Raw genomic sequence first — 24,987 nt, forward strand, 5'->3', positions numbered from 1 at the left:
TGTCATAGGCATCCTCACCGAATAAACACAACAAGCGGGAGGTTCCACCATGTTTGGTCAAGGACGTAGCTTAATCATCATCATGCTGTTCCTGGCCGGGGTGATCAATTACCTCGACCGGTCGGCATTGTCTGTGGCGGCGCCTTTCATCCAGAAGGACTACGGTCTGAGTACGGGTGAGATGGGCATGATCTTCAGCAGCTTCTTCGTCGGTTATGCCGCCTTCAACTTCATTGGTGGCTGGGCCGCCGACCGTTACGGCGCCAAGACCACGTTGTTGCTGGCCATGGTCTTGTGGTCGTTGTTCAGCGGTCTCACGGTGCTGACGGTGGGCTTTGCTTCGCTGGTGCTCATCCGGATCCTGTTCGGCATGGGCGAAGGCCCGCTGAGCGTCACCACCAGCAAAATGGTCAACAACTGGTACACCCCCAAGCGTAGGGCTCGTGCCCTGGGTGCCTCGATGTCCGGCACGCCGCTGGGCGGGGCGATTTCCGGCCCGGTGGTGGGCTTTATCGCGGTCACCTACGGTTGGAAAGTATCGTTCATCATCATTATGTTGGTCGGCCTGATCTGGGCGGCGATCTGGTACAAGTTCGTCAAGGAGAAGCCTGAAGGCGAGGGCGCCGAGGACATTCTGCGGGCCGAGGGACAGAGTGAGCTGGCGTCGCAACCGGTGTTCCCGCTGCGGTTCTACCTCAAGCAGCCGACGGTGCTGTTCACCTCCCTGGCATTCTTTTCCTATAACTACACGCTGTTCTTCTTCCTGACCTGGTTCCCCAGCTACCTGACCATGGCCCATGGCCTGAACGTGAAGGACATGAGCATCGCCACGGTCATCCCTTGGCTGCTGGGTTTCCTGGGGCTGGCCCTGGGCGGGTTCATTTCCGACTTCGTGTTCAAGAAGACCGGGCGGATCATGTTCTCGCGCAAGGTAGTGTTGGTGACCTGTCTGCTGGCCTGCGCCGGGTGCATCGGCGTCGCCGGGGTGGTGAAGACCTTGTACCCGGCCGTTATCCTGGTGGCCTTGGCGGTATTTTTCCTCTATCTCACCGGGGCGATCTACTGGGCGATCATCCAAGACACCGTGCCTGCGGCGCGGGTAGGCGGGGTCAGCGGCTTCATGCATTTCCTGGCCAATACCTCGGGCATCATCGGGCCGACCCTGACCGGGTTCATCGTGCAATTTACCGGCTCGTTTACCAGTGCTTTCCTGCTGGCGGGCTTGCTGACGATCATCGGTGCGCTGTGCGTGGCGCGTTACGTCAAGCCGCTGGCAGTGGCGGGTGTCGCACCGCAGGCCGATGCCGGCCAGCCACGCCCAGCGCTGAATCATCCCTGAAAGGAGGACGCCCATGTCGCTCATCCAACGGATCTCCGCCACGGGCCAGCCCAGTGAAATCGGGATCGTGCACCTGGGCCTGGGAGCCTTTCACCGGGCTCATCAGGCGGTGTACCTGCAGCGCCATCTCAATCGCCACGGCACGAGCGAATGGGGGCTGTGCAGTGCCAATATTCGCTCCAACCGCACCTTGGTCGAGCAGTTGCGCGACCAGCAAGGCCGCTACCACGTGGCCGAGTACCCTGACAGCGAGCAAGTGGTGCTGCGGGAAATCAACGTACTGCGCGAAGCCCTGTACGCCGGTGCGGGCGCCAATGAACTGGAGCAGTTGCTGCAGCGCATGGCCGCGGCGCAAACGCGGATCGTCACGCTTACAGTCACCGAAAAAGGCTACTGCTTGAGTCCGTCCACCGGGCAATTGCGCAGCGAAGATCCATTGATCGCCCATGACATCGAGCACCCACTCGCGCCGCGTTCGGCTCCCGGCATTGTCCTGGAGGCGTTGCGTCGCCGTCGCGCCGCTGGCGTCCCAGCCTTCACCGTGTTGTGCTGCGACAACATGCCCGACAATGGCCAGCGCACCCGCCAGGCGGTCGGCGCGTTGGCGGCGCTGCAAGATCAAGCGTTGGCGCAATGGGTCGAGCAAGAAGTCGCGTTCCCCAGCTGCATGGTCGACCGCATCGTGCCGGCGATGGATGACGAGTCTTTCCGTCGGCTGGAGCAACAACTGGACTGCGACGACCGCGCGGCGGTGGTCTGCGAAAGTTTCAGCCAATGGGTGATCGAAGACAATTTCCCCCTCGGCCGTCCGGACTGGGAAGTCGAAGGCGTGCAAATGGTCGCCGACGTGCGTCCGTTCGAAACGATGAAGCTGCGCATGCTCAATGGCAGCCATTCGTTGTTGGCCTACGTGGGGCTGCTGGCGGGCCATGAATCGGTCTTCGACGCTGTCAGCGATGGGCGGTTGGCGCGCTTGATCGGACGCTACATGGCCGAGGAAGCCGCGCCGACCCTGGAGATGCCCGCAGGCATCGATCTTTCGGTGTATGCCAACGACTTGCTGGCGCGTTTTGCCAACGACAGCCTGCAACATCGCCTGCGCCAGATCGCCATGGACGGTTCGCAGAAACTGCCGCAACGCTGGTTGCTCGGCGCGCAGCAGTTGCTCGACCAGGGGCGCGGCATCGACTGCACTGCGCTGGGCCTCGCGGCGTGGATTCACTACTGCACGCAGCCGTTGCCCGGTCGTGCGGCGCACGTGGTCGACGATCCCTTGAGCGCGACCTTTGCCGATCTTGCCGGACGATTCGCCGGCGCAGCGCGGGTGGACGCTTTTCTTGCCCTGGACGAAGTCTTCCCGCCAACGTTGGTGGATCGCCCGGCGTTTCGTGAGGCCGTACACCGCGCCTACAGCGCCTTGGCCCGAGACGGCGTCGACAGCCTGTTACACAGCTTTGCCACACCCAACTGACAAAAAGGAAAACAACATGGAACAGACATGGCGTTGGTTTGGCCCCAAAGACCCGATTTCCCTGGCGGACGTTCGCCAGACCGGTGCGACCGGCATCGTCACCGCATTGCACGAAATTCCTAACGGTCAAGTGTGGCCGGTGGAGGCTATCGCGGCGCGCAAGCAGATGATCGAAGCGGCCGGCTTGAGCTGGTCAGTGGTAGAAAGCATTCCGGTGCACGAAGACATCAAGCGTGGCTGTGGGCGGCGTGACGAGTACATCGCCAACTACCAGCAAAGCGTGCGCAACCTGGCGAGCTGCGGCATCGATATCGTCTGCTACAACTTCATGCCGGTGTTGGACTGGACCCGTACCGACCTTTTCCATGAGCTGGCGGATGGCGGCTGGGCATTGCGTTTCGATCAGACCGCGTTCGCCGCCTTCGATCTGTTCATCCTCCAGCGCCCGGGTGCGCAGGCCGAGTACAGCACCGAGGATATTCAGCAGGCCAAGGCGTACTCCGAGCAACTGACGCCAACTGAGCGCGAAACCTTGATCAACACCCTGATCGCGGGTTTGCCCGGCGCCGAGGAACATTACAGCCTGGATAACTTCCGGGACTTGCTGCGCACCTATGCCGACATCGACGAGGCCAAGTTGCGTGAACACCTTGAGTATTTCCTGCGGGCGGTGATCCCGATCGCGCAGGAGGTGGGCGTGCGCATGGCGATCCACCCGGACGATCCACCCCGGTCACTGCTCGGCTTGCCGCGTATCCTCTCCACTGCCGCAGACGCCCAGTGGCTGCTGGACGCCGCGCCAAGCCCGGCCAACGGCCTGACGTTCTGCACCGGTTCCTATGGCGTGCGCGAAGACAACGACCTGGTGGCGATGGCCAAGCAGTTTGCGCCATACATCTACTTCACCCACCTGCGCTCGACCCGCCGGGAAGCCGACCCGCGCAGCTTCCACGAAGCCCATCACCTGGATGGCGACGTCGACATGGTGGGAGTCATCAGTGCCTTGGTGGCTGAAGAGCGCCGCCGCGAGCGCGAAGGCGGTCCACGCTTGCCGCTGCGCCCGGACCACGGCCATCAACTGCTCGACGACCAACAACGCAAAAGCAACCCCGGCTATTCATTGATCGGCCGCCTCAAAGGCCTGGCGGAAATCCGCGGCGTAGAACTGGCCGTGCGCCGACAGTTGGGTTAGCCAGGAATAATTAGTCGGGGACAGGGCTAACACCCGTGGCGAGGGAGCTTGCTCCCGCTGGGCTGCGCAGCAGCCCCCAACCAGACGCCTCGGTGCATCAGGCAGATTGCATTCAAACTGATAGGGGTCGCTGCGCAACCCAGCGGGAGCAAGCTCCCTCGCCACAAAAGCCCCTCGGTTCTTGTTTTCCGAGTGTTTGCCAGATTGGACTGACCAGTGTCGAGAAGTGGGCGTTGTCTAGCCGAAGACCGTCACGCGATTGCGTCCGGTCTTCTTCGACGTATACAGCGCCTGGTCGGCCCGGGCGATCAGCTCGGCGTGGTCATTCGAGGGTTCGCTCAGGTCGGCGACCCCCAGGCTGATGGTGAAACGGATGTCCTGGCCGTTGTATTGCACCAGCAGCTCCTCGACGGCTTTGCGCAGGCGCTCGGCGAAAACCCGCGCGCCCTCCTTGTCGGTGTCTGAAAGCACGACGCCGAACTCTTCACCGCCATAACGCCCGGCCACGTCGGACTCACGCACATGCTCATGTAGCAGCCTTGCGACGTTCTCGATGACCTTGTCGCCCGCCTGGTGGCCATAGGTGTCGTTGACCCGCTTGAAGTGGTCGATATCGAGCATCACCAGGCTCAACGCATTGCCGTAGCGCTGATGCCGGGCATAGGCGGATTTCAGGCTGCCTTCCCAATGACCGCGGTTGTACAGGCCCGTCAGGCGATCGGTGCTGGAGAGCAGTTGCAGTTGTGCGTTGGCGGCCTGGATCTGGTGCCGGTTGGTGGCGACGTCAGTGACGTCATAGATCACAAGGCAGATATGGTTGATGCGGTTGTCGGGCGAGCGCAGTGGCAATAACGTGGTGTTCTGGTACATGAACTCTTCCTGGCCGGTGATCGGCTGGTAGCTCTTGAACCGCATCAGGTAAGGGCGCTGCTCCCAGACCGTGAACGCGGGCGTACCGAGGGTCGCGACGCTCTCCACTTTACGGGTGAACCATTGGCGATCGATCTCAGGGAACAGATCGAAGAAGTTTTGATTCTGAGCGTCCTTGGGCTGAACCCCGGAACGGTTTTCCATGAAGGTGTTCCAGACTTGCACGCGATACTCGCGGTCGAGCACCACCACCCCGACGTCGATACTCTGAACGATGGCCAGCAACCAGTGGAATTCGTTCAGATCAATGGATTCGGTCATGGGCTCAGTTCATCAGGTAGGCGAGTTTGTGGTTCAACCGTTCGATGGAGTCTTCCGTGAACAGCAGCAACAGGTCGAAGCGAATATTCTGCCCTTCCAGGCTGTAGCTGATTTCCACCGCCAGGGTCTTCTTCCAGTGTGTGCGGTTGGCGCGGATCAGTTCCTCGATGGCCGCATGTTGCCCGAGGATCTGCGGATGGCCTTGGGAGAACACCACGTCTATCTGCTCGGCGATGCTGCTCAGGCAAGCACCGATCAGGATGCTGGAAAGGTCCACCAGCATTTCAAGGTCTGAATAGTCGGCGCTCTCGCGGTGCATCAATTGCCCAATGTCGGCAATCTCGGAGTCGTGGAAGATCAGCAGGGCTTCGCCGGCGATGCCGCCGCCGATAAACCCCTGGCAGATGGCAGTGAGCTGCTGGGAGCTGCCGACGTCATTCAACGCCATGTGCAACTCGCCGACTTCGAGGATGTTCACGTTCGGCACCGGCAGTTGCACGAAGACGCCCAGCACCTGGGCGATCAGGGCCGCGGCCTGACCGATGGCGACGTTGACGGTCTCGCGAAATGCATCCTGAAAACTGATGGCCGCGTCCGGTGCCGCTCGACTCTGCGGCGGCGCCTTGCCGGGCTGGGTCAGTAGCCCCACTCGGGTAAGCGTCTGGCGCAGCTGGTTTTCATCGAACGGTTTTTTCAGGAACGCCAGCGCACCCAATTCAAGCACGCGGCGCACCGCCTCATCCTGCACGTCACCGGAAATCACGATCACCTGCGCGTTCAACCCTTCGGCCCGCAAGGCGCTCAAGACCTGGTAGCCGTCCATCTCCGGCATGGTCAGGTCGAGCAACACGACCTGCCCCAGGCCTTGGCGGATGGCTTCCATCGCTTGGCGACCGTTGGCGGCCTCGGTGATCGACACCGGCCAATCTGACGGCAGCGCACGCAATACTTGCTTGCGCGCCATGGTGGAGTCGTCACACACGACCAAGGGAATCAGCGGCACTGGAAAGTCCAAGGCGGTTCAATGGCGGGGGAGGTGTTTCGTACATCGTTCATAGGCAGCAACGGCCCTCTGATTGTCGAACGGGGAGTTACGAACGGGGTATCAGGCATAACGCCCTGTCTTTTTAAAACTGGACCATTAAGTCAAGGGCGTCAAATGCACTTCGTCATTTGGCGCAGCTGCGCCGGACTCACACCAAGGCGTTGCTTGAACGTCGTCGTCATGTGCGCCTGTGAGCTGAAGCCGCAGGCGAGGGCGATTTGCGTCAGTGTAGTCGATGTGTCGCTTATCAACGCCCGGGCCTTGGCCAGGCGTCGATCGATCAGGTAGCCATGGGGGCTTTGGCCCGTGGCGTGCTTGAAGGCCCGCATGAAGTAGCCTTCGGACAGTCCCAGCAATTGCGCCATGGCCGGCACGCCCAGCGGTTGGTCGAGGCCCGCATCGATGAACTCATTCAGCAGGCGCATCCGGCTGTCGGTCATCGAACCTTGGCGCATTGCTGGCGAGTGTTTGTCCGGTGCCGAGCATTGCGCCAACGCCAGGGCCCAAGCCTCCCAATCGTCGTCGATCGAGCCGTGCAGCAGCGCGCGCCGCATGCGTTGGGCGAGGGCGATGGCGCGTGGGTCGAGGCGATTGTTGAAGGCGCGATCTCCCGCCAACGCCTGCCCGTCGGTACGCATCACGCGCAGGTACTCGCCGCCCTGGGATGACTCCGAATAGACGTCACACTGGGCCGGGACGAACGCCAAGCCATTGGGCATGGCGATGAAAGGCTGTATCCGGTCGCTGCCGATGGCGTGCACGCCTCGCTGGCTGTCGAAGGCGAAGCCAATCGCCGCCTGGGTCGCGACGTAGCGGGTGGCATAGGCGCAGCCGGGAAGCAATTCGATTGCCCAAGGGCCGACCTCGATACGACGGGTCGATTCAGTCGGGCGCGGCAACGGCGTGCGGTTTCGGTGGCTCATAGTGCTCATAGTAGTGAAGCAGCGCCGCAAAAGTCAGGTCAGTTTTTTGAAAGCCCTGGTTCGGTGTCCCTGGCTAGACTCGGCGAAACCTCAGGAGGTCCACCTATGTACGCACTGACTCATGACGACATTGAACAAGCCGCCCGCCAGGTCTACCAGGTCATGCCCGCCACGGCCCAGTACGCCTGGCCCTTGCTGGCGCAACGGCTGGGTTGCACGGTCTGGGTCAAGCATGAAAACCATACCCCCACGGGCGCTTTCAAGGTGCGTGGCGGTATCACCTTCATGCATTGGCTCAAGCGTGAACACCCGGAGGTGAACGGTATCGTCACCGCCACCCGGGGCAACCATGGCCAGAGCCTGGCGCTGGCAGCCAGCGCGGCGGGGCTGAAGGCGTTGATCGTGGTGCCGCAAGGCAACTCGGTGGAGAAAAACAATGCCATGCGCGGTTTCGGTGGCGAGGTGATCGAATATGGCCGCGATTTCGATGAGGCTCGTGAAGAAGCGGCACGTCTGGCGCAGGCACAGGGCCTGTATCTCGTGCCGCCATTTCACACCGAGTTGGTCAAAGGCGTCGCCACCTATGCCCTTGAACTGTTCGAGGCAGTGGCAGACCTGGACACCGTCTACGTGCCCATTGGCTGCGGCTCGGGCATCTGCGCGGTGATCGCCGCACGTGACGCCTTGGGCCTGAACACCCAGGTGGTGGGCGTGGTGTCCACCGAGGCTACGGCGGCGAAACGATCGTTCGAGGCGGGCACGATCTACGAAACCGCCTCTGCCGACACCTTCGCAGATGGCCTCGCCGTGCGCAAACCGATTCCCGAGGCTTTCGCCATCTATCACGCCGGGGCGGCACGGATCGTAGCGGTCAGCGATCAGGAGATTGCCGAGGCGATGCGGGTCTATTACACCGATACCCATAACCTGGCCGAGGGGGCCGGCGCTGCGGCTTTGGCGGCACTTATCCAGGAGCGTGGGTTGATGAAGGGCAGGAAGGTCGGGGTGATCCTGTCGGGAGGCAATGTCGACAGGTCGGTGTATGCCGAGCTGATTGGATAATGAGTGACTGTATTACGATCGGGTCATGCGTTGTCAACCCGCTTTCGGATGCGTAAGCTGCCCCCATGAACCAGCCATCAGTTACCTCGCCCGGCGCTCGCGGCCCAGTCGATCACGACATTCGAGATCAGATCGTCGCGGCGGCCAATGAACATTTCAGCCAGTACGGCTACGCAAAGACTACGGTTTCCGACCTGGCCAAGGCCATCGGCTTTTCCAAGGCGTACATCTATAAATTCTTCGATTCCAAACAGGCGATCGGCGAAGCCATCTGCGCCAACTGCCTGTCCACTATCGTTGCGGCCGTCGAACAGGCCATCAATGAAGAGGGCCTTTCAGCAACGGAGCGTTTTCGTCGGCTGGTCAAGACCGTGGTTGCCACTGGGGTGGACCTGTTTTTCAACGACCGCAAACTCTATGACATCGCGGCGTTTTCGGCCTCGGAGCACTGGCCCAGTTCGCAGGTCTACAACGCGCAGATCAAAAGCTTCGTGCTGCAGATTGTCCGCGAAGGGCGCGAGCTCGGCGAGTTCGAGCGCAAGACGCCGCTGGACGAAACCGTAGACGCCATTCACCTGGCCCTGCGGCCATTCGTCAATCCGTTGCTGCTGCAATACAACCTCGATTTCGTCGAGCAAGCCCCCACACTCACCTCCAATCTCATCCTGCGCAGCCTGATGCCCTGAGCGTTGGCTGAAGGCCGCTCACGTCGTGAAAAAGTGACCGTTCTGGAAAACGATCACCTTGTCGCTACGGGTCGCTCTTCAGTCGGTTGCCAGCCACCACCCAGCGCCCGAAATGCCGCGACCGCCGCCCGTGCCGACTCCGTTCGCGCCTGGGCATGGGCATCGGAGGTGCGCAGCAGCGTGTCGTCGGCGTTGAGCACATCGATCAGGCTGGCGGTGCCTTTCTGATAGGCAACGGAGGATGACTGCCGGGCCTGGGTCAATGCCGTTTCGCCCTGGGCGAGGGTGGTCGCCTGGGTTTGCCGATTGACCAAGGCGCTGAAGGCATTTTCGACTTCTTCGGTGGCGCGCAATACGGACTGGCGATAAGCGGCCAGCGCTTCGGCCTCCTGGCCTTTTGCCTGATCGATCTGAGCGTTGATTCGGCCGAAATCGAAAAGCCTCCAGCGCAGGCCCAACACACCCGCCGACTGGCTGGCGCCGCTGCTGAAAAGATTGCCACCGGACACTGCCGTGGCGCTGCCGAGCAAGGCGCTGAGGGAGAACTTCGGATAGTACTCGGCGACGGCCTCGCCGATGCGCGCGTTGGAAGCCGCGAGGCGCCGCTCCGCGACCATCAGGTCAGGCCTGCGCCGCAGCAGGTCGGCCGGTGTTCCCGTTGCCGTTAGCTGTGGGGCAAGAGGAATATCCCGTGGTGCAGCCAATTGCGGGCGATGGGTGCCTGGCGGCGTGCCGAGCAGGACATCGACTGCGTTCATGGCCGCATCGAGCCCAATCTGCAATATCGGAACCGTAGCCTGCACTTGCGCCAATTGCCCTTCGGTCTGCTGGACCTGATAGCTGGCGGCAAGGCCCTTGCTGTAGAGCAGCTGGACTTTTTCCAGCAGGTCTTGCTGCGTTCTGACTTGGCGGTTTGCGATGTCCAATCGGGCCTGCAATCCGCGCACGGTCATGTAGGTGTCGGCAATTTGTGCGGCAACGGCGAGTCGCGTGGCGGCGACGTCCGCCTCGGACGCCTGGTAATCGGCCAATGCCGCTTCGCGTCCGCGTCGCAGGCCGCCGAAGGCGTCAATCTCCCAACTGGCGCCGAGGTTGAGTTCGTAGGAACTTCCGTACCGGTCGTAACCGGGTGTTGAGTCCAACACTTGGCCGAGCGGCGTTTCCACCGACTGATAAGCGCGCGCGGCTTGGCCGCTGATGTTCCCCGACGGTAGCAAAGCGGCATTGGCGGCGCCGAGGCCCGCCCGTGCCTGCGTGAGTCGCGCCGAGGCCTGTGCCAGGTCCAGGTTCTGTTCAAGAGCCTGGACGACCAGTCCGTTGAGCGTGGGATCACCAAAGCCTTCCCACCAGGCGGTCCAGTTGGCCTGTGTGCTCGCGGAGCTCTGTTCGACCGGAGACTGTTCGACCGAAGACTGGCCCAGGTACCGACTCGAAAGCGGGGCCTCGGGACGCTGATAGTCCGGGCCGACCGCGCAACCCGCCATCAAGCTGGCGCTCATCAAAAGGGCAATGGGACGCAAGGGTGGCATTGAGGTTCCTTGGGCTGAAATCGGTGTGACCATATTACGATAAGGTCACATCCTGTCAATCCGGTTTCTCTTAGCCTGTGGGAAGGGTCGTTCGATTGCCTAGAGCCATTAGGTGAAAGTGAGTGAAAGGACTCGGTACGAGAAGGTTGTGACGATTGACATAAATGGTCACCAGGCTGAGAATGCGACTCCCATCCTGTCCGTTCAAGTAAGGGACCCTATGTTCCGGTACCGATCCGTCACCCTTGCCGCTTGCTTGTTGCCACTCGTCCTGACGGCGTGTGGCGAGTCATCCACCGCGAAGGATCCGCGCACGCTTGCGCCGTTGGTGAGGGTGGCTGAAGTCCAAGGCTCGTCCGTGACTTCTCGTACGTTTTCCGGTGTCGTCACGGCGAGGGTTCAGAGCGACTTGGGTTTCCGCGTGTCGGGCAAGGTGCTCGAGCGTCTGGTCGATACCGGCCAGAGGGTTAAAAAGGGACAGCCGCTCATGCGCCTGGACCCGATCGACTTGGGGTTGCAGGCGCGGGCGCAACAGGAGGCTGTCGCCGCCGCTCGGGCCAGGGCCAAGCAGACCGCTGATGACGAGGCGCGCTACCGCGATCTGGTCGCCGCCGGCGCTATTTCCGCTTCGGGCTACGACCAGATCAAGGCCGCCGCCGATACCGCCAAGGCGCAGCTCAGCGCCGCGCAAGCGCAGTCCGACGTGGCCCGCAATGCCTCCGGCTACGCCGTGCTGCTTGCTGACGCGGACGGCGTCGTGATGGAAACGCTCGCCGAGCCCGGGCAAGTCGTCATTCCTGGGCAAATTGTGGTCCGGCTCGCGCGGGCCGGGCAGCGCGAGGCCGTCGTGCAGTTGCCCGAGACCCTGCGGCCGGCTGCTGGCTCCACCGCCCAAGCGACGCTTTATGGCAACGCCAAGCAGGTGGTGAGCGCCAAGCTGAGGCTGCTGTCGGATTCGGCCGATCGGGTGACACGTACCTTCGAGGCACGGTATGTGCTGGAGGGCGCGCTGGCTGATGCGCCGCTGGGTTCGACGGTGACGCTTCAGATCGACGAGGGCGCTCAAACAGGGCATGCGCTGCAAGTGCCGATTGCCGCCGTTCTCGACTCGGGCAAAGGCACCGGTGTGTGGGTCATTACCGCAGAGCCGGCGAAAGTTGCCTGGCGTCCCGTCCAGGTCCTCGCCTTGAGCGACGATGCCGCGCAAGTCTCGGGCGACTTGAAAACGGGCGAGCGGATCGTCGCGCTGGGCGCCCATCTGTTGCGTGAAGGAGAAGCGGTAAGGCTGGCTGGGCCGGGCGATGTGAACGTCGCGAGGAATCGCCCATGAGCTTCAACCTTTCGGCGCTCGCCGTCCGCGAGCGCTCCATTACCGTGTTCTTGCTGTTGCTGATCGCTGTCGCGGGCGTCCTGGCCTTCTTCGAGCTTGGGCGCGCCGAAGATCCACCGTTCACGGTCAAGCAACTGACGGTGATTACCGCATGGCCGGGCGCGACGGCCCAGGAGATGCAGGATCAGGTCGCCGAGCCGTTGGAAAAACGCCTGCAAGAACTGAAGTGGTACGACCGCACGGAAACCTATACCCGCCCGGGGCTGGCGTTCACGATGGTATCGCTGGTCGATCGCACGCCACCGTCGCAGGTGCAGGAAGAGTTTTATCAGGCGCGCAAGAAGCTCGCCGACGAAGCTATCAAACTACCGGCCGGTGTCATCGGGCCGATGGTCAACGATGAGTTTTCCGATGTGACCTTTGCCTTGTTTGCCCTCAAAGCCAAGGGCGAACCGCAGCGACTGCTGGTCCGCGACGCCGAGGCGTTGCGCCAACGGCTGCTGCATGTTCCGGGCGTGAAGAAGGTCAACATCATCGGCGAGCAGCCCGAACGGATCTTCGTGTCTTTTTCCCATGATCGGCTGGCGACGCTGGGCGTATCCCCCCAAGAGATTTTCGCCGCCCTGAACAGCCAGAACATGCTCACGCCCGCCGGCTCGATCGAAACCGCCGGGCCACAGGTCTTCCTGCGCCTGGAGGGTGCCTTCGACAAGCTGCAGAAAATTCGTGATACGTCCATTTCAGTCCTGGGACGCTCGCTGAAGCTTTCGGACGTGGCGACCGTTGAGCGCGGCTATGAAGACCCGGCCACGTTCCTGGTGCGCAACGGCGGCGAAGAGGCGCTGTTGTTGGGTGTGATCATGCGCGAGGGCTGGAATGGCCTGGATCTGGGCAAAGCGCTGGACGCGGAGACGAACTCGATCAACGAGGGCATGCCGCTGGGCATGACGCTGAGCAAGGTCACCGACCAGTCGGTGAACATCGACTCGGCCGTCGGTGAGTTCATGGTCAAGTTTTTCGTCGCGCTGTTGGTGGTGATGATCGTGTGTTTTGTCAGCATGGGCTGGCGCGTCGGTGTGGTCGTCGCGGCGGCGGTACCGCTGACGCTGGCCGTGGTGTTCGTGGTCATGGCCGCCACCGGCAAGAACTTCGACCGCATTACCCTCGGTTCGCTGATCCTCGCGCTCGGGCTGCTGGTGGACGATGCGATCATCGCTATCGAAATGATGGTGGTGAAAATGGAGGAGGGCTACGACCGGATCAAAGCCTCGGCCTATGCCTGGAGTCATACGGCTGCGCCGATGCTGTCCGGCACGCTGGTGACCGCCATCGGCTTTATGCCCAACGGCTTTGCGCAATCGACCGCTGGCGAATACACCAGCAACATGTTCTGGATCGTTGGCATTGCCCTGATCGCTTCCTGGGTGGTCGCGGTGGCGTTCACGCCGTACCTGGGCGTGAAACTGTTGCCGGACATCAAACAGGTCGAAGGTGGCCACGCGGCCATTTACAACACCCGCCATTACAACCGCTTTCGTCGGGTACTGACGCGGGTCATTGCGCGCAAATGGTGGGTGGCCGGTACCGTGATCGCGACATTCGTGGTGGCGATCCTCGGCATGAGCCTGGTGAAGAAGCAGTTCTTCCCCACCTCGGATCGGCCAGAGGTGCTGGTGGAAGTGCAGATGCCCTATGGCACGTCCATCGAGCAGACCAGCGCCACCGTCGCCAAGGTCGAAGCCTGGCTACAAAAGCAGGACGAGGCCAAGATCATTACCGCCTATATCGGCCAAGGCGCACCGCGCTTCTACCTGGCGATGGCGCCGGAACTGCCCGATCCGTCTTTCGCCAAGATCGTCGTGCTGACGGACAGCCAGCAATCGCGCGAAGCCCTCAAGTTCCGTCTCCGTGAAGCGGTCGCCGAAGGGCTTGCACCGGAGGCGCGTGTGAGGGTGACCCAACTGGTGTTCGGCCCGTATTCGCCGTTTCCGGTGGCCTATCGCGTGATGGGGCCTGACCCGGCAAAACTGCGCGAGATCGCCAGCCAGGTCCAGGACGTCATGCAGGCGAGCCCGCTGATGCGGACCGTCAACACCGACTGGGGGCCGCGGGTGCCCACCTTGCATTTCAACCTGGATCAGGACCGCTTGCAGGCCTTGGGACTGACCTCCAACGCGGTCGGGCAGCAGCTGCAATTCCTCCTCGCAGGGGTGCCGATCACGGCGGTCCGCGAAGGCATTCGATCGGTGCAGGTGGTCGGTCGCGCCGCCGGTGACATTCGTCTGGATCCCGCCAAGATAGAAGGCTTCACCCTGGTGGGCGCGACGGGACAGCGGATTCCGCTGTCCCAGGTCGGCGAGGTGGATGTGCGCATGGAGGACCCGATCCTGCGCCGTCGTGATCGCACACCCACCATGACCGTGCGCGGCGATATCGACGAAGGCCTGCAACCGCCGGACGTTTCCAGTGCTATTTTCAAGCAACTGCAACCGGTCATCGACAGGCTGCCCAGCGGCTACCGGATCGAGCAAGCGGGGGCCATCGAAGAATCGGGCAAGGCCGGCAAAGCCATCGTCCCGTTGGTTCCAATCATGGTCGCGATGACGCTGCTGATCATCATCCTGCAAGTCCGTTCGGTCTCGGCGATGATCATGGTGTTCCTCACCGCACCGCTGGGTTTGATCGGCGTGGTGCCGACGCTGCTGATTTTCAACCAGCCGTTTGGTATCAACGCGCTGGTCGGCCTGATCGCCCTGTCGGGCATTCTGATGCGCAATACGTTGATCCTGATCGGGCAGATCCATCAAAACGCCAAGGAAGGCCTCGATCCGTTCCACGCGGTGATCGAGGCCACGGTGCAACGGGCCCGTCCGGTGCTGCTCACGGCGCTGGCGGCAATCCTCGCGTTCATTCCGCTGACCCATTCGGTGTTCTGGGGGACGCTGGCCTACACACTGATCGGCGGCACGTTCGTCGGCACCATCATGACGCTGGTGTTCCTGCCGGCGATGTATTCCATCTGGTTCAAGATCCGTCCTGAGACGAAGAGGGCTTCATGAAAAATCGCCAAGATCAAACACGCATCGTCGTCACTGGCGTCGGTATGGTCGGCCCCCTGGGTTGTGCCGTGGAAGAGGTGTGGAAGCGCTTGTTGGCCGGGTATTCCGGGATTCGCAACCTGTCCGATGACGTCGTCGAAGGAACCGGCGTTGCCGTTGGCGGGCAGGTGCCTTCCCTCGAAGAGGATGGGATTGCCGGCTACGACCCGGAACGCCTCATCGCGCCCAAGGACCGCAAGAAGATGGATCGCTTCATCGAGTTCGCCCTGGTGGCCGCTCACGAAGCCCTCGAACAAGCGGACTGGCATCCCGTCGATGCCATCGATCAAGAGCGGACCGCGACGATCATTTCCTCGGGCGTGGGTGGGTTCGCCACGATTGCCGAGGCCGTGCGCACCACGGACAGTCGTGGCCCGCGCCGGTTGTCGCCGTTCACCGCGCCGGCTTTCCTGGCCAATATGGCGGCCGGGCAGGTGTCGATCCGGCATGGTTTCAAGGGGCCGCTTGGCGCGCCTGTCACGGCTTGCGCTGCTGGTGTGCAGGCCGTTGGTGACGCCGCCAGGCTCATTCGAAGTGGCGAGGCGGACATCGCCATCTGCGGCGGCACCGAAGCGGCGATAGACCGTGTGACCTTGGGTTGTTTCGCAGCGGCCCGCGCGCTGTCGACGGGGTTCGCCGAGCGCCCGCAAGAAGCTTCGCGGCCCTTCGACCGCGAGCGTGACGGCTTCGTCATGGCCGAAGGCGCCGGGCTGCTGGTGATCGAATCGCTGGAACACGCCCTGGCCCGTGGCGCCAAGCCGCTGGCGGAGCTGGTGGGTTATGGCACCAGCGCCGATGCCTATCATTTGACGGCCGGGCCGGAGGATGGCAACGGTGCACGGCGCGCCATGGAGCAGGCGCTGCGCCAGGCTGGGGTCAGCCCCGCCGAAGTGCAGCACATCAACGCCCACGCGACGTCGACCCAGGTCGGCGATGCCGGTGAACTGGCGGCGATTCGCGCGGTATTTGGCACCGGCTCGGGCGTGGCGATCACGTCCACCAAGTCCGCCACTGGACATCTCCTCGGAGCAGCGGGAGGCATCGAAGCGATCTTCACCGTCCTCGCGCTGCGCGATCAGGTCGTGCCGCCGACGCTGAACCTGATTCATCCCGATGAGGCGGCCGGCGGGCTCGATCTGGTCGGTTTGAAAGCTCGGAAAATGCCGATCACCCATGCGCTGTCGAACGGGTTCGGCTTTGGTGGCGTCAACGCCAGCGTGCTGTTTCGGCGCTGGGAAGACTGATACCGATCAGCGCCGCAGGACGAACAGGAGCAGCGCGACCAGGCACGTCAGCGCCTGGATCGCGCCCAGCGTCGTGACGGGTGAAAAGCTCAGCACAGAGGCCAGCCAGGTTGTCAGCGCAGCCGCGCCCATGGAGAGAAACCCCAGCAGCGCGGAGGCCATCCCGGCCTCCTTGCCAAACGGCCCCATGGTGATGGCCGTGCCCAGCGGATTAGCCAGCCCCATACCCCAAAGAAACGTGACCATCGCCACCGCATACCAGCCAAGGCCAGGATCGGCGGAGCCGACCAGTAGCAAGCCGCCGCCGACCATGGCGCAGGCAATGCCCAGCAAGGCGATGGTTCGCGGACCGTGGCGGTGCGCCAGGCGTGGTGCCGCCATACCGGCGGCGAATACGACGAACACCGTTGAAGCGAAATACAAGCCAGCCTGCACCGACGTCAGGCCGATGCCTTTCATCAGGATCGCGGGAGCAGCGGCGAAGGAGGCGAACAAGCCGCTCAGCAGCAGGCTCATCGACAGGGCCGGCAGAATGAAGCGCGTGTCCATCATCAACCTGGCATAGGCACGCAGCACGCTGCCGGTGGAATACGGCGCCCGGCGGTCGGCGGGATGGGTTTCTCCAAGGTCACGCACATAGAAAAAAGCCAGTACCACGGCGGCCAATCCGACGAGAATGAAGATGGCGCGCCATCCGAGTGTGACCGACAGTACGCTGCCGGCCAATGGCGAAAAACCTGGCGCTGCGGCGGTGGCGACCATCGTCAGCGACAGGGCGCGCGCCAATGTTTCGCCTTCGAACAGGTCGCGTGCAATAGCGCGCGACAACACCGAGGCTGCGCAAACGCCCAATGCCTGGACGACGCGTCCAGCGATCAGCAGATCGAGGGACGTGGCGAAGCCTGCAATGACGGTGCCGGCCACGAACACGGCAAGTCCACCCAGCACCAGTCTCTTGCGCCCATAGCGGTCGGCCAACGGACCGACCAGCAATTGGGCGAACGCAAAGGTTACGAAGAAGCTGGAGAGGGTCAGGCCGAGTTCGCGGGCGGTCACGCCGAGTTCTTCGCCGATGACCGGGAACGCCGGGAGGATGATATTGGTGGAGAGCATGCCGATCGCCGCGAGGCCTGCGAGCAGCGCCACGATTCGGCCGGTCAGGGGTTGGCTTGATGCATGTGCCGGCGCCCCTGCGACTGCTGTAGCACTTCCAGTTTCCATGGGACATCCCTCTTGGCCGGTTTTTACGAAGCTTATGATGATCGTAATATGACGATCGTAATCCCATGAGTCAAGTCAAAAGAGTCTTCAGAGCGATCGGTGCGGTAGGGGAGTTCGAGGGGGCGCAGAGAGGCGTTCGTACAGTATGAAATGGCTCGGTCGCCGCTTGTCAGCGCCGACCGAGCCGGGGGAGGTTACCAGCGGAAGTTTACCGAGGTCACCAATTCGCGTTCGTCGCCATAGCGGCAAACGGCTGCCTCACAATAGACGTATTTTTTATTCGTCACGTTGTTGGCGTTGAGGGCGATGTCCCAGTTTTTATCGATCTGGTAGCTCGCCATTGCATCGAAGAGCGTATAGGCGGGGATCTGGGAATCGATAAGCGAGGCCTGGGTAGTTCCTTTGTAGCGTGCCCCACCGCCCACCTTCAGTTGGGGGACGCCGAACAGGGCAAAATTGTAGTCCGCCCACAAGGCGGCCTGATGGTAAGGCGTGTCCTCGCTGCGCTGGCCGACTTCGCTTTGGACCTGGCTCTTGGTGATGCGGGCATCGGTGTAGGCGTATGACGCGATGACCGTCAGTTGAGGCGTGACGTCTGCCTTGGCCTCCAATTCCAGGCCACGGGAGCGCTGCTCACCAATCTGCTGGGGATTGCCGCCAGCTTGGTCGCGTTTCACGACATTTTCCTGCGTCAGCTCGTAAACCGCTGCACTAAGCAGCATGTTGCTGCCAGGGGGTTGGTAGCGGATGCCGATTTCGTATTGCTTGCCTTCGGTAGGCGCGAAGGTCCTGTCCGTTGCTTCAGCCACTGCGACCGGGAAGAACGATTCGCTGTAGCTGATATAAGGGGCCAGGCCGTTATCTGCCTGGTAAACCAGGCCGGCGCGCCAGGTGGTGGCTTCGTCGCCCTGGCTCAGCTTCAGGCCGTCCCTGAATGCTTCCTGATCCTGGTCTGCCCAGTCGTGGCGACCGCCGAGCAGTAGCAGCCAGTGATCATCGAACTTGATCTGATCTTGCAGGTAGATGCCTTTCTGGAACGTGTCGATCTGCGAACCACGGTCGCGGTTTCGGCTCTTGTCCACAACAACCGGCTGACCGTAGTTGTAGTCACCGATGTTGATAGGTGTCGAGTTGGCCCGGAAGTTGTGCGAGTCGTACGACGCGTCGTAGGTATCAGCGCCCACCAGGAAAGTGTTTTCAATACCTGCGATGTTCCAACGCGTCTCGATATTCGTGTCGCTGGCTAACGCACGGGAGCGCTCACGCCGGTCACTGTACTGGCGGCGCAGGACGCCGGTATTGACCGCTCCGTTGATAGCAGCCGGGCTGGTCTGGGCCTGCATGTATTTCCACTTCACATCCGCTTCGTAGTAACGCATTTTGTTACTGATGCGGGTGTGTTCATCAAACCGGTGTTCGAACTCGTAGCCGACGGCGGACATCTCGCCATTCATGTCGTCGTAGTCGGGCTCGCCGATGAAGTCGTGGCGACCGATGGTGAACGGGCCGTCGCCCACACCCTTGACCAATTGATAGGGCAGCGGGGCGGAGAAGCGCGTGTCACTTTTCTGGTAGAACGAGAGCAGGGTCAGCGACGTGTCATCGTTGGGGCGCCAGGTCAGGGCCGGAGCGATGTAGAGCTTGTCGTCGTTGATGTAGTCCTGCTGGGTGTCGCTGTCGCGCTTGAGCATGGTCAAGCGGTAGCTGAGGACCTCGCTGTCGCCGAGCGGGCCGCTGAAGTCGGCGGTCAGTTGCTTGCGATCATGGTTGCCGTATTGCAGCCCCAGTTCATGCAGCGGGGTTTCGGTTGGACGCTTGCTGACGCCGTTGACGAAGCCGCCGGGCGAGAGTTGGCCATACAGCACCGAGGCCGCGCCACGGATGACTTCCACGCGTTCCAGGCCATAGGGTTCCTGGACGCCATCATAGGAGTTGTATTGCAGGCGCATGCCGTCGCGCAGCGAGCCGCCGGTGGCGGACTCGACGTCGAAGCCACGAACGCGGAACCGGTCCGACGTGCGGTTGAAGCTGCTTGGCTGGCTGGTGAAACCCGGCGTATAGCTCAAGGCGTCAGCCATGGTGTCCGATTTGCGATCGCGCATTTCATCGGCAGTGACCACGGACAGCGATTGCGGCGTTTCAGTGATGGCCGCGTTGGTCTTGGTGGCGCTGCCATTGCGCAGGGCGACCTTGCCGGCGAGAGGCGCCGTCGGGTTTTCAACGGCGGCGGCATTGATATTGATTTCGCCGAGTTGAAGAGGACCTTTGCCGGACGCCTCTTCTTGAGCAGCGATCGCCTGCGCTGAAAAAATACTCCCCAAAGCCAATGCCAAAGTGCTCAGGTGAAACGCTGGATGACGCGAGGCGTAGCGTTTTTCGGTGCCAACTGTTGTTTTTCTTTCGAGCATCGAGGAAGTCCTTGGGGTTGTTTTTCAGCTTCGCAAGCCTGTTGTCCTGGTCCAGCGGCATCAGGCAGACGAGCAAGGTTAGTGTCTACTGGCCATAATCTGACTGTGAATGATAAGGGTTTGCATTAATATTGTCAGGCTTGTAGGGAAATTATTTTCGTTTCGACATATTCTGTGCCCCACTTTTTTGCCCCGGCCGGTTTCCAACGTGGTGTCATTGCAAAAAATGACCCAGGGGCAATGCGCGCTGGACGATTCGATTAGGCCCTCTTGGGCATGGAGGGACGATCATGCTGAAGGCCACAGACGTGCGGCTGAGCTATGGCGAGCAACAGATTCTCAACGGTGTCAGCCTGGAAATTCCCGAAGGCTGCTTCACCGCGTTGATCGGGGCCAACGGATGCGGCAAGACCACGCTGTTGAATGTACTGGCGCATATGCTGCGACCGAGCGCCGGTGACGTGCATCTGTCCGGGAAAACCCTGGGGCAGTATTCGCGCCGGGCACTGGCGCAACGAATGGCGCTGTTACCGCAGCGCACCACATCACCCGCCGGCATGACCGCACGAGAACTGGTGATGCAGGGGCGCTTTCCCTGGCAGAGCTGGTGGCGCCAATGGTCCGAGCAGGATCAACTGGCGATTGACCGCGCCATCGACCTGGCGGGCATCGGCCCTTTGCTTGACCGTTCCTTGGCAACCCTGTCGGGCGGGCAATTGCAACGCTGCTGGATTGCCATGACCTTGGCCCAGGACACCCCAGTCATCCTGCTGGATGAGCCCACCACCTTTCTCGATATCGCCCACCAGATCACACTGCTTGAATTGCTGGAGGACCTGCGTGAGCAAGGCAAGACCATCGTGGCTGTGCTGCATGATCTGAACCAGGCTGCACGTTACGCCGATCACCTGGTGATGATGCGTGAAGGGCGGTTACTGGCCCAAGGGTCGCCCGCCGAGGTTTTCACCCAGGAGAATCTCAAGGCGGTCTTCGACCTGGATGCGCACATCATTACCGACCCTTATTCCGGCGATCCGTTATGTGTGCCGCAAACCAACCGCAGTCGTCCATTGGCCGTGCGGGAGGCCATGTGAGACACGGTCTGCGTTTGCCGGTGTGGCTGGGCCTGTTGATCGCCATTGCGCTGGCCGCGCTGCTGCATCTGGCCGTGGGCGCAAAGAGCATTCCCTGGAGTGACACCTGGCAGGCCTTGGTGGCCTATGCACCGGGCAACGCCGACCAGAGTGTCATTCGCGGCAGCCGCCTGCCGCGTTTGCTGGTCGCCATGCTGGTAGGTGCCAGCCTTGGATTGGCCGGCGTAATCATGCAGGCGGTGGGTGACAACCCGTTGGCTGACCCTGGAATTCTTGGCATCAACAGCGGTGCGGCATTGTTCGTGGTGTTCGGCTTGCTGGTTTTGCCGGGCCACGACCTGTCGATGATCCCGCTGTTTGCTTTCAGTGGCGCCCTGGTGGCAGCCATTGGCGTTCTGTTGCTGGCGGGAAGGGGGCACAATCCGATTCGACTGACCCTGTCCGGCGCAATGATTGCGGCGTTGTTCAGCGCCATCACGTCTATCTTGTTGTTGCTCGACCAACAGGGGCTCGACAGCCTGCGTCGTTGGCTCACCGGCTCCATCGGTGTAACCGGAGGCTCGATGCAAGCGTGGGTCTGGCCTTACGCCGTGTTGGGCATGTTTTTGTGCCTGGTCAACGTCCGTGCGCTGAATGCCCATCGGCTGGGGCCGCAAGCCGCGGCCGGCATGGGCGTCAACTTGCTGAAAATGCGCTTGTTCGGCCTGGCCTCCGTGGTGTTGCTATCGGGATCCGCCGTGGCCCTGGCGGGGCCCATCGGTTTTGTCGGATTGGTGGTGCCTCACGCTGCGCGCTTGTTGTTTGGCGATGACTATCGTCGCTTGTTGCTAGCCGCGCCGCTGCTTGGCGCGCTCCTGCTGATTCTGGCGGACATCGCCGCCAGGACCGTGGTGCGTCCTTTCGAGCTCAATACCGGCATCGTCACCGCGTTGATCGGCGGGCCAGTTTTCGTCCTGCTGGTATTGAGGAAAGTCCAATGACGCGCTTGGGATTGGCCCTGCCCAGGATGCTGCCGTTGTTGCCTTGGGTAGCTCGACCGATCGACTTGATCTCGGTGCTGGCGCTGCTGGTTGCCTTGGTGGCCTTGTCGTTGTATGCGTTGACGGTCGGCAGTTATTCCTTGGATGTTGCCCAGGCTTGGCAAGCGCTTGTGTCGCCCGATGAGGTCAATTCGACGACACGCAACCTGCTGTGGGAGCTGAGGTTGCCCCGTGTTGCGCTGGCAATCCTCGCGGGCATGGCCATGTCGCTTGCCGGCCTGTTGATGCAGTCGTTGACGCGCAATCCCCTGGCGGCACCGGGCCTGGTCGGCGTGGAGTCCGGCGCCAGCGTCACGATGTTGCTGATCATCGTGCTCTGGCCCACGCTGCTGCCGCTGGAGCTTTACCCATTGGCGGCACTGGCAGGCGGGTTGGCCGTGGCGTTCTTCGTCGCGCTGCTGTCGTGGCGCCAGGGCATCTCACCGTTGCGCTTGATTCTTGTCGGCGTCGGGTTGACCGCCATGCTCAGCGCGGTCGCCGACCTGCTGATCACCTACGGCAACATCGATCAGGTCGAGTCCGCCCTGATGTGGTTGGGCGGCAGTTTGCACCGGGCCGGCTGGACGCAGGTTCATAGCCTCGGTATCTGGTTGTTGCTGGCAGGCGCTCCATTGCTGTTTTTTCACCGTCAGTTGAACCTGCTGCAGTTGGGTGAAAAGGTCGCGCTCAGCCGAGGGCTGAACGTCACCGGCGTGATGATTTTCCTGTTGCTGTGTAGCGTGATGCTGACGGCGGCAGCCGTGGCGAATGTCGGCACCATGACCTTTGTCGGCTTGGTAGCCCCTCATCTGGCGCGGCAACTGGCGGGCGATCGCCACGGCGCCCTGATGCCTTTGTCGGCCTTGATGGGCGCGCTGCTGGTGTTGGCGGGCGATACGCTGGGCAGGGGCGTTTTTCCACCCTTGCAATTACCGGCGGGGCTGGTTGTCGCAATCATCGGCGCGCCTTATTTGATCGTGCTGCTGGCGCGACAACGCAGTCGCTGAAACACAGCGATGTTCATATTGAAGTTATCTGGAGGCAAGTGCGTGCGGTTGAAAGGAATGTTCCCAAGGTTGCTCGGCATGCTATGCGTGCCGCTGGCATTGCTGTCCATGGACGCTGGCGCGGCTGAAACCAAAGTGTTCGAAAACAGTTTCGGTCGGGTCGAGGTGCCTGTTGAACCTCACTGCATCGTGTCCTTGCATGATTTCAGCCTGACCACCCAACTGTTGGAGCTGGGCATCAAGCCTTGCGGCTCGACAGGGCGCAAGAAGCTTTTTTCAGACGTGCTGTTTCGCGGCGCGCAGGAGCGCTTCGATGTGACGGGCATCCAATACATCGGCTCACACCAGTCCCCCGACCTGGAAGCCATTGCCGCCTTGAAGCCTGACCTGATCGTGGGCCTTTCGTATCACGCCGACCTCAAGGAAAAGCTCAGCAAAATCGCCCCGGTGGTGCTGTTGCCCTCCCGGGAAAGCGATATCAAGACGTATGCCAAGGAACTCGCGGAACTGGTCGGCAAGCAACAGCGCTATGAGGAGATGCTGCGCGAATACCAATGGGTGGTCAGCGAGTTCAAGAAGCGCGTCAAGGACCCTTCGCGTATTACGGTCACGACGCTTGAAGTCTATACCGACGGGTTCCAGCTGATCGGCCGTGGCGGGATGGATGACGTCATCGCTGATTTCGGCCTGGGTCGTGTCGCCGCGTATCGCGAGGCGCGCCAGAATGTGCCCTACAGCCTGGAGCGAATCGGTGACTTCGACAGTGATTTCATTATCGACACTTATGAGCAAATGCTCGATTCGGAAGCCAGCACGGCAGCCTTCCGTCAGTCACCTCAATGGCGGAATCTGTTTGCCGTGAAGAACCGCCAGTTCCTGTACCTGAACCGCAGTCGCTATGCCGATACGATGCAGGGATTATTGGGCTCCGCCTATTTGTTGATGTCTCATATCGCCGAGCGGGAGAGTGTGCTGCAGGACAAGTGAAATGTATCAGCCGTCATACAAATGTCATTAATGACAATGATTCTCTATTGCGGTTGTTACTCGTTTGTATTAGTTTGTGCTCTCGAAAAAAACACGCTCATCGGAATGGCGAGGGATTACTAATGGAAACTGGTTTGGCGCGTGCACAGGTTCAATCCATGGAAGGCGTACCGGGCAACGAACAGACCTTGCCGTTCATCCTTGAAGCGCCCGCCGCCGGTGCGGTCTGGCAGGACAGCCGAGCGCAGATCCTGCAGGCAGTCGAGGCCCAGTTGCCACGTGTGGGCGGGATTCTGTTTCGCGGTTTTGCATTCAATGGGGAGGCGGATTTCGAAGCGTTCGCCCGCAGTTTCGGTCATGAACTCCTGACCTATGACTACGCCTCCACACCGCGCACCAAACTCAATAACCGGGTATACACCTCCACCGAATATCCGGCCCACCAGATTATCCCGCTGCATAACGAACAGTCCTATTCCCTCAATTGGCCGATGAAAATCTGGTTCCACTGCGTACAGGCTTCTCCTGTGGGCGGTGAAACCCCAATAGCCGATAGCCGCATGGTCTACCAGCAACTCGACCCGGCTATCCGCCAGCGTTTCGCCGAGAAGCGCCTGATGTACGTGCGCAACTACGGCAACGGCCTCGACTTGCCCTGGCAACAGGCGTTCAGCACCGAAGACCGCTCGCAGGTCGAACATTTCTGTCGTGCCAACCAGATCCAGTTCCAATGGAAGGACGATGGCGAGCTGTCCACGCGCCAGGTCTGCCAGGCCGTGGCCCAGCACCCGATCACAGGAGAGTGGGTCTGGTTCAACCAGGCGCATCTGTTTCATATCTCCAATCTCGCGGCACCTGTGCGCGAGACCCTGATTTCCATCGTGGGCGAAGAGGGCGTCCCGCGTAACGTTTTCTACGGGGACGGTTCACCGATCGAGCTGGAGGCCCTTGACCATGTCCGCGAAGTATTGCAGCGCTGCCAGGTGAGTTTCCCCTGGCAGGCGGGCGATGTGCTGATGCTCGACAACATGCTCGTTGCCCACGGTCGCTCGACATTCCAAGGCGCGCGCAAAGTTGTCGTCGCCATGGCGGAACCTGCTTCGGCGGGTTGATCCCCTCTCTTTCAGAGCCGTTGCAACAG

At 61.6% G+C, this 24,987-nt stretch carries 19 protein-coding genes; 13 read left to right on the top strand and 6 right to left on the bottom strand.

Annotation, left to right across the window (positions count from 1 at the left end):
- Positions 1-49 precede the first annotated feature (49 nt).
- From J3P82_RS11875 to uxuA, 3 genes are read left to right on the top strand one after another with little or no spacing between them, the layout of a single operon-like run.
- On the top strand, positions 50-1,339 hold the full coding sequence (locus tag J3P82_RS11875) for an MFS transporter (RefSeq protein WP_434563271.1): 1,290 nt from the start codon (positions 50-52) through the stop codon (positions 1,337-1,339).
- A 13-nt stretch (positions 1,340-1,352) separates the two neighbouring features.
- Positions 1,353-2,810 (top strand): mannitol dehydrogenase family protein, encoded by a 1,458-nt coding sequence (locus J3P82_RS11880; protein WP_434563273.1) that lies wholly within the window; start codon positions 1,353-1,355, stop codon positions 2,808-2,810.
- Positions 2,811-2,826: 16 nt separating this feature from the next.
- The gene (gene uxuA, locus J3P82_RS11885; RefSeq protein WP_434563275.1) at positions 2,827-4,002 is read left to right on the top strand and encodes a mannonate dehydratase; all 1,176 of its coding nucleotides are present in this window, start codon (positions 2,827-2,829) and stop codon (positions 4,000-4,002) included.
- A gap of 237 nt (positions 4,003-4,239) precedes the next feature.
- On the opposite strand, the gene J3P82_RS11890 is transcribed toward uxuA, so the two are convergent.
- From J3P82_RS11890 to J3P82_RS11900, 3 genes are all read right to left on the bottom strand, one after another.
- A complete protein-coding gene (locus J3P82_RS11890) occupies positions 4,240-5,193 on the bottom strand; it encodes a sensor domain-containing diguanylate cyclase (RefSeq protein ID WP_434563277.1) in 954 nt (317 codons plus the stop codon).
- Positions 5,194-5,197: 4 nt separating this feature from the next.
- A complete protein-coding gene (locus J3P82_RS11895; RefSeq protein ID WP_434563797.1) occupies positions 5,198-6,157 on the bottom strand; it encodes a response regulator in 960 nt (319 codons plus the stop codon).
- Positions 6,158-6,348: 191 nt separating this feature from the next.
- Positions 6,349-7,161 carry a helix-turn-helix transcriptional regulator gene (locus tag J3P82_RS11900; protein ID WP_434563279.1) on the bottom strand — a complete coding sequence of 271 codons (813 nt, stop codon included), beginning with the start codon at positions 7,159-7,161 and terminating at the stop codon, positions 6,349-6,351.
- A gap of 105 nt (positions 7,162-7,266) precedes the next feature.
- On the opposite strand from J3P82_RS11900, the gene J3P82_RS11905 reads away from it, so the two are divergent.
- Positions 7,267-8,223: a threonine dehydratase gene (locus J3P82_RS11905; protein WP_434563281.1), complete on the top strand. Its 957-nt coding sequence runs from the start codon at positions 7,267-7,269 to the stop codon at positions 8,221-8,223.
- 65 nt (positions 8,224-8,288) lie between these two features.
- Positions 8,289-8,909, top strand: coding sequence for a TetR/AcrR family transcriptional regulator (locus J3P82_RS11910; RefSeq protein ID WP_434563283.1), 621 nt, complete (start codon positions 8,289-8,291; stop codon positions 8,907-8,909).
- A 53-nt stretch (positions 8,910-8,962) separates the two neighbouring features.
- Here J3P82_RS11910 and J3P82_RS11915 read toward each other — a convergent pair whose 3' ends face one another.
- Positions 8,963-10,438 carry an efflux transporter outer membrane subunit gene (locus tag J3P82_RS11915; RefSeq protein ID WP_434563285.1) on the bottom strand — a complete coding sequence of 492 codons (1,476 nt, stop codon included), beginning with the start codon at positions 10,436-10,438 and terminating at the stop codon, positions 8,963-8,965.
- Between the two features lie 220 nt (positions 10,439-10,658).
- Between J3P82_RS11915 and J3P82_RS11920 the strand changes: the two genes are divergently transcribed.
- Genes J3P82_RS11920 through fabF form a run of 3 tightly spaced genes read left to right on the top strand, consistent with a single transcriptional unit; the run spans position 10,659 to position 16,110 of the window.
- Positions 10,659-11,768 carry an efflux RND transporter periplasmic adaptor subunit gene (locus J3P82_RS11920; RefSeq protein ID WP_434563287.1) on the top strand — a complete coding sequence of 370 codons (1,110 nt, stop codon included), beginning with the start codon at positions 10,659-10,661 and terminating at the stop codon, positions 11,766-11,768.
- Entirely contained in the window at positions 11,765-14,827 is a 3,063-nt protein-coding gene (locus J3P82_RS11925) for an efflux RND transporter permease subunit (RefSeq protein ID WP_434563289.1), read from the top strand. The genes J3P82_RS11920 and J3P82_RS11925 overlap by 4 nt, the downstream gene beginning before the upstream one ends.
- On the top strand, positions 14,824-16,110 hold the full coding sequence (gene fabF / locus J3P82_RS11930; protein ID WP_434563291.1) for a beta-ketoacyl-ACP synthase II: 1,287 nt from the start codon (positions 14,824-14,826) through the stop codon (positions 16,108-16,110). The genes J3P82_RS11925 and fabF overlap by 4 nt, the downstream gene beginning before the upstream one ends.
- A gap of 6 nt (positions 16,111-16,116) precedes the next feature.
- On the opposite strand, the gene J3P82_RS11935 is transcribed toward fabF, so the two are convergent.
- Together J3P82_RS11935 and J3P82_RS11940 are read right to left on the bottom strand one after the other, a co-directional pair.
- A complete protein-coding gene (locus tag J3P82_RS11935) occupies positions 16,117-17,331 on the bottom strand; it encodes a multidrug effflux MFS transporter (RefSeq protein ID WP_434563293.1) in 1,215 nt (404 codons plus the stop codon).
- Between the two features lie 194 nt (positions 17,332-17,525).
- Positions 17,526-19,739 (bottom strand): TonB-dependent siderophore receptor, encoded by a 2,214-nt coding sequence (locus J3P82_RS11940; RefSeq protein ID WP_434563295.1) that lies wholly within the window; start codon positions 19,737-19,739, stop codon positions 17,526-17,528.
- 290 nt (positions 19,740-20,029) lie between these two features.
- Here J3P82_RS11940 and J3P82_RS11945 point away from each other — a divergent pair, with 290 nt between their 5' ends.
- The 5 genes from J3P82_RS11945 to J3P82_RS11965 all read left to right on the top strand — a co-directional run bounded on the left by J3P82_RS11945 (position 20,030) and on the right by J3P82_RS11965 (position 24,958).
- Entirely contained in the window at positions 20,030-20,833 is an 804-nt protein-coding gene (locus tag J3P82_RS11945; RefSeq protein ID WP_434563297.1) for an ABC transporter ATP-binding protein, read from the top strand.
- Positions 20,830-21,813: a FecCD family ABC transporter permease gene (locus J3P82_RS11950; protein ID WP_434563299.1), complete on the top strand. Its 984-nt coding sequence runs from the start codon at positions 20,830-20,832 to the stop codon at positions 21,811-21,813. Before J3P82_RS11945 ends, J3P82_RS11950 begins: the two co-directional genes overlap by 4 nt.
- Positions 21,810-22,859 (top strand): FecCD family ABC transporter permease, encoded by a 1,050-nt coding sequence (locus J3P82_RS11955; RefSeq protein ID WP_186610585.1) that lies wholly within the window; start codon positions 21,810-21,812, stop codon positions 22,857-22,859. Before J3P82_RS11950 ends, J3P82_RS11955 begins: the two co-directional genes overlap by 4 nt.
- Positions 22,860-22,901: 42 nt before the next feature.
- A complete protein-coding gene (locus J3P82_RS11960) occupies positions 22,902-23,846 on the top strand; it encodes an ABC transporter substrate-binding protein (protein WP_434563301.1) in 945 nt (314 codons plus the stop codon).
- 158 nt (positions 23,847-24,004) lie between these two features.
- Entirely contained in the window at positions 24,005-24,958 is a 954-nt protein-coding gene (locus tag J3P82_RS11965) for a TauD/TfdA family dioxygenase (RefSeq protein WP_434563799.1), read from the top strand.
- The last annotated feature ends 29 nt before the right edge of the window (positions 24,959-24,987 follow it).

Source organism: Pseudomonas sp. Z4-20 (genome assembly GCF_051131955.1).
GTDB classification, from domain to species: Bacteria; Pseudomonadota; Gammaproteobacteria; order Pseudomonadales; family Pseudomonadaceae; genus Aquipseudomonas; species Aquipseudomonas marvdashtae.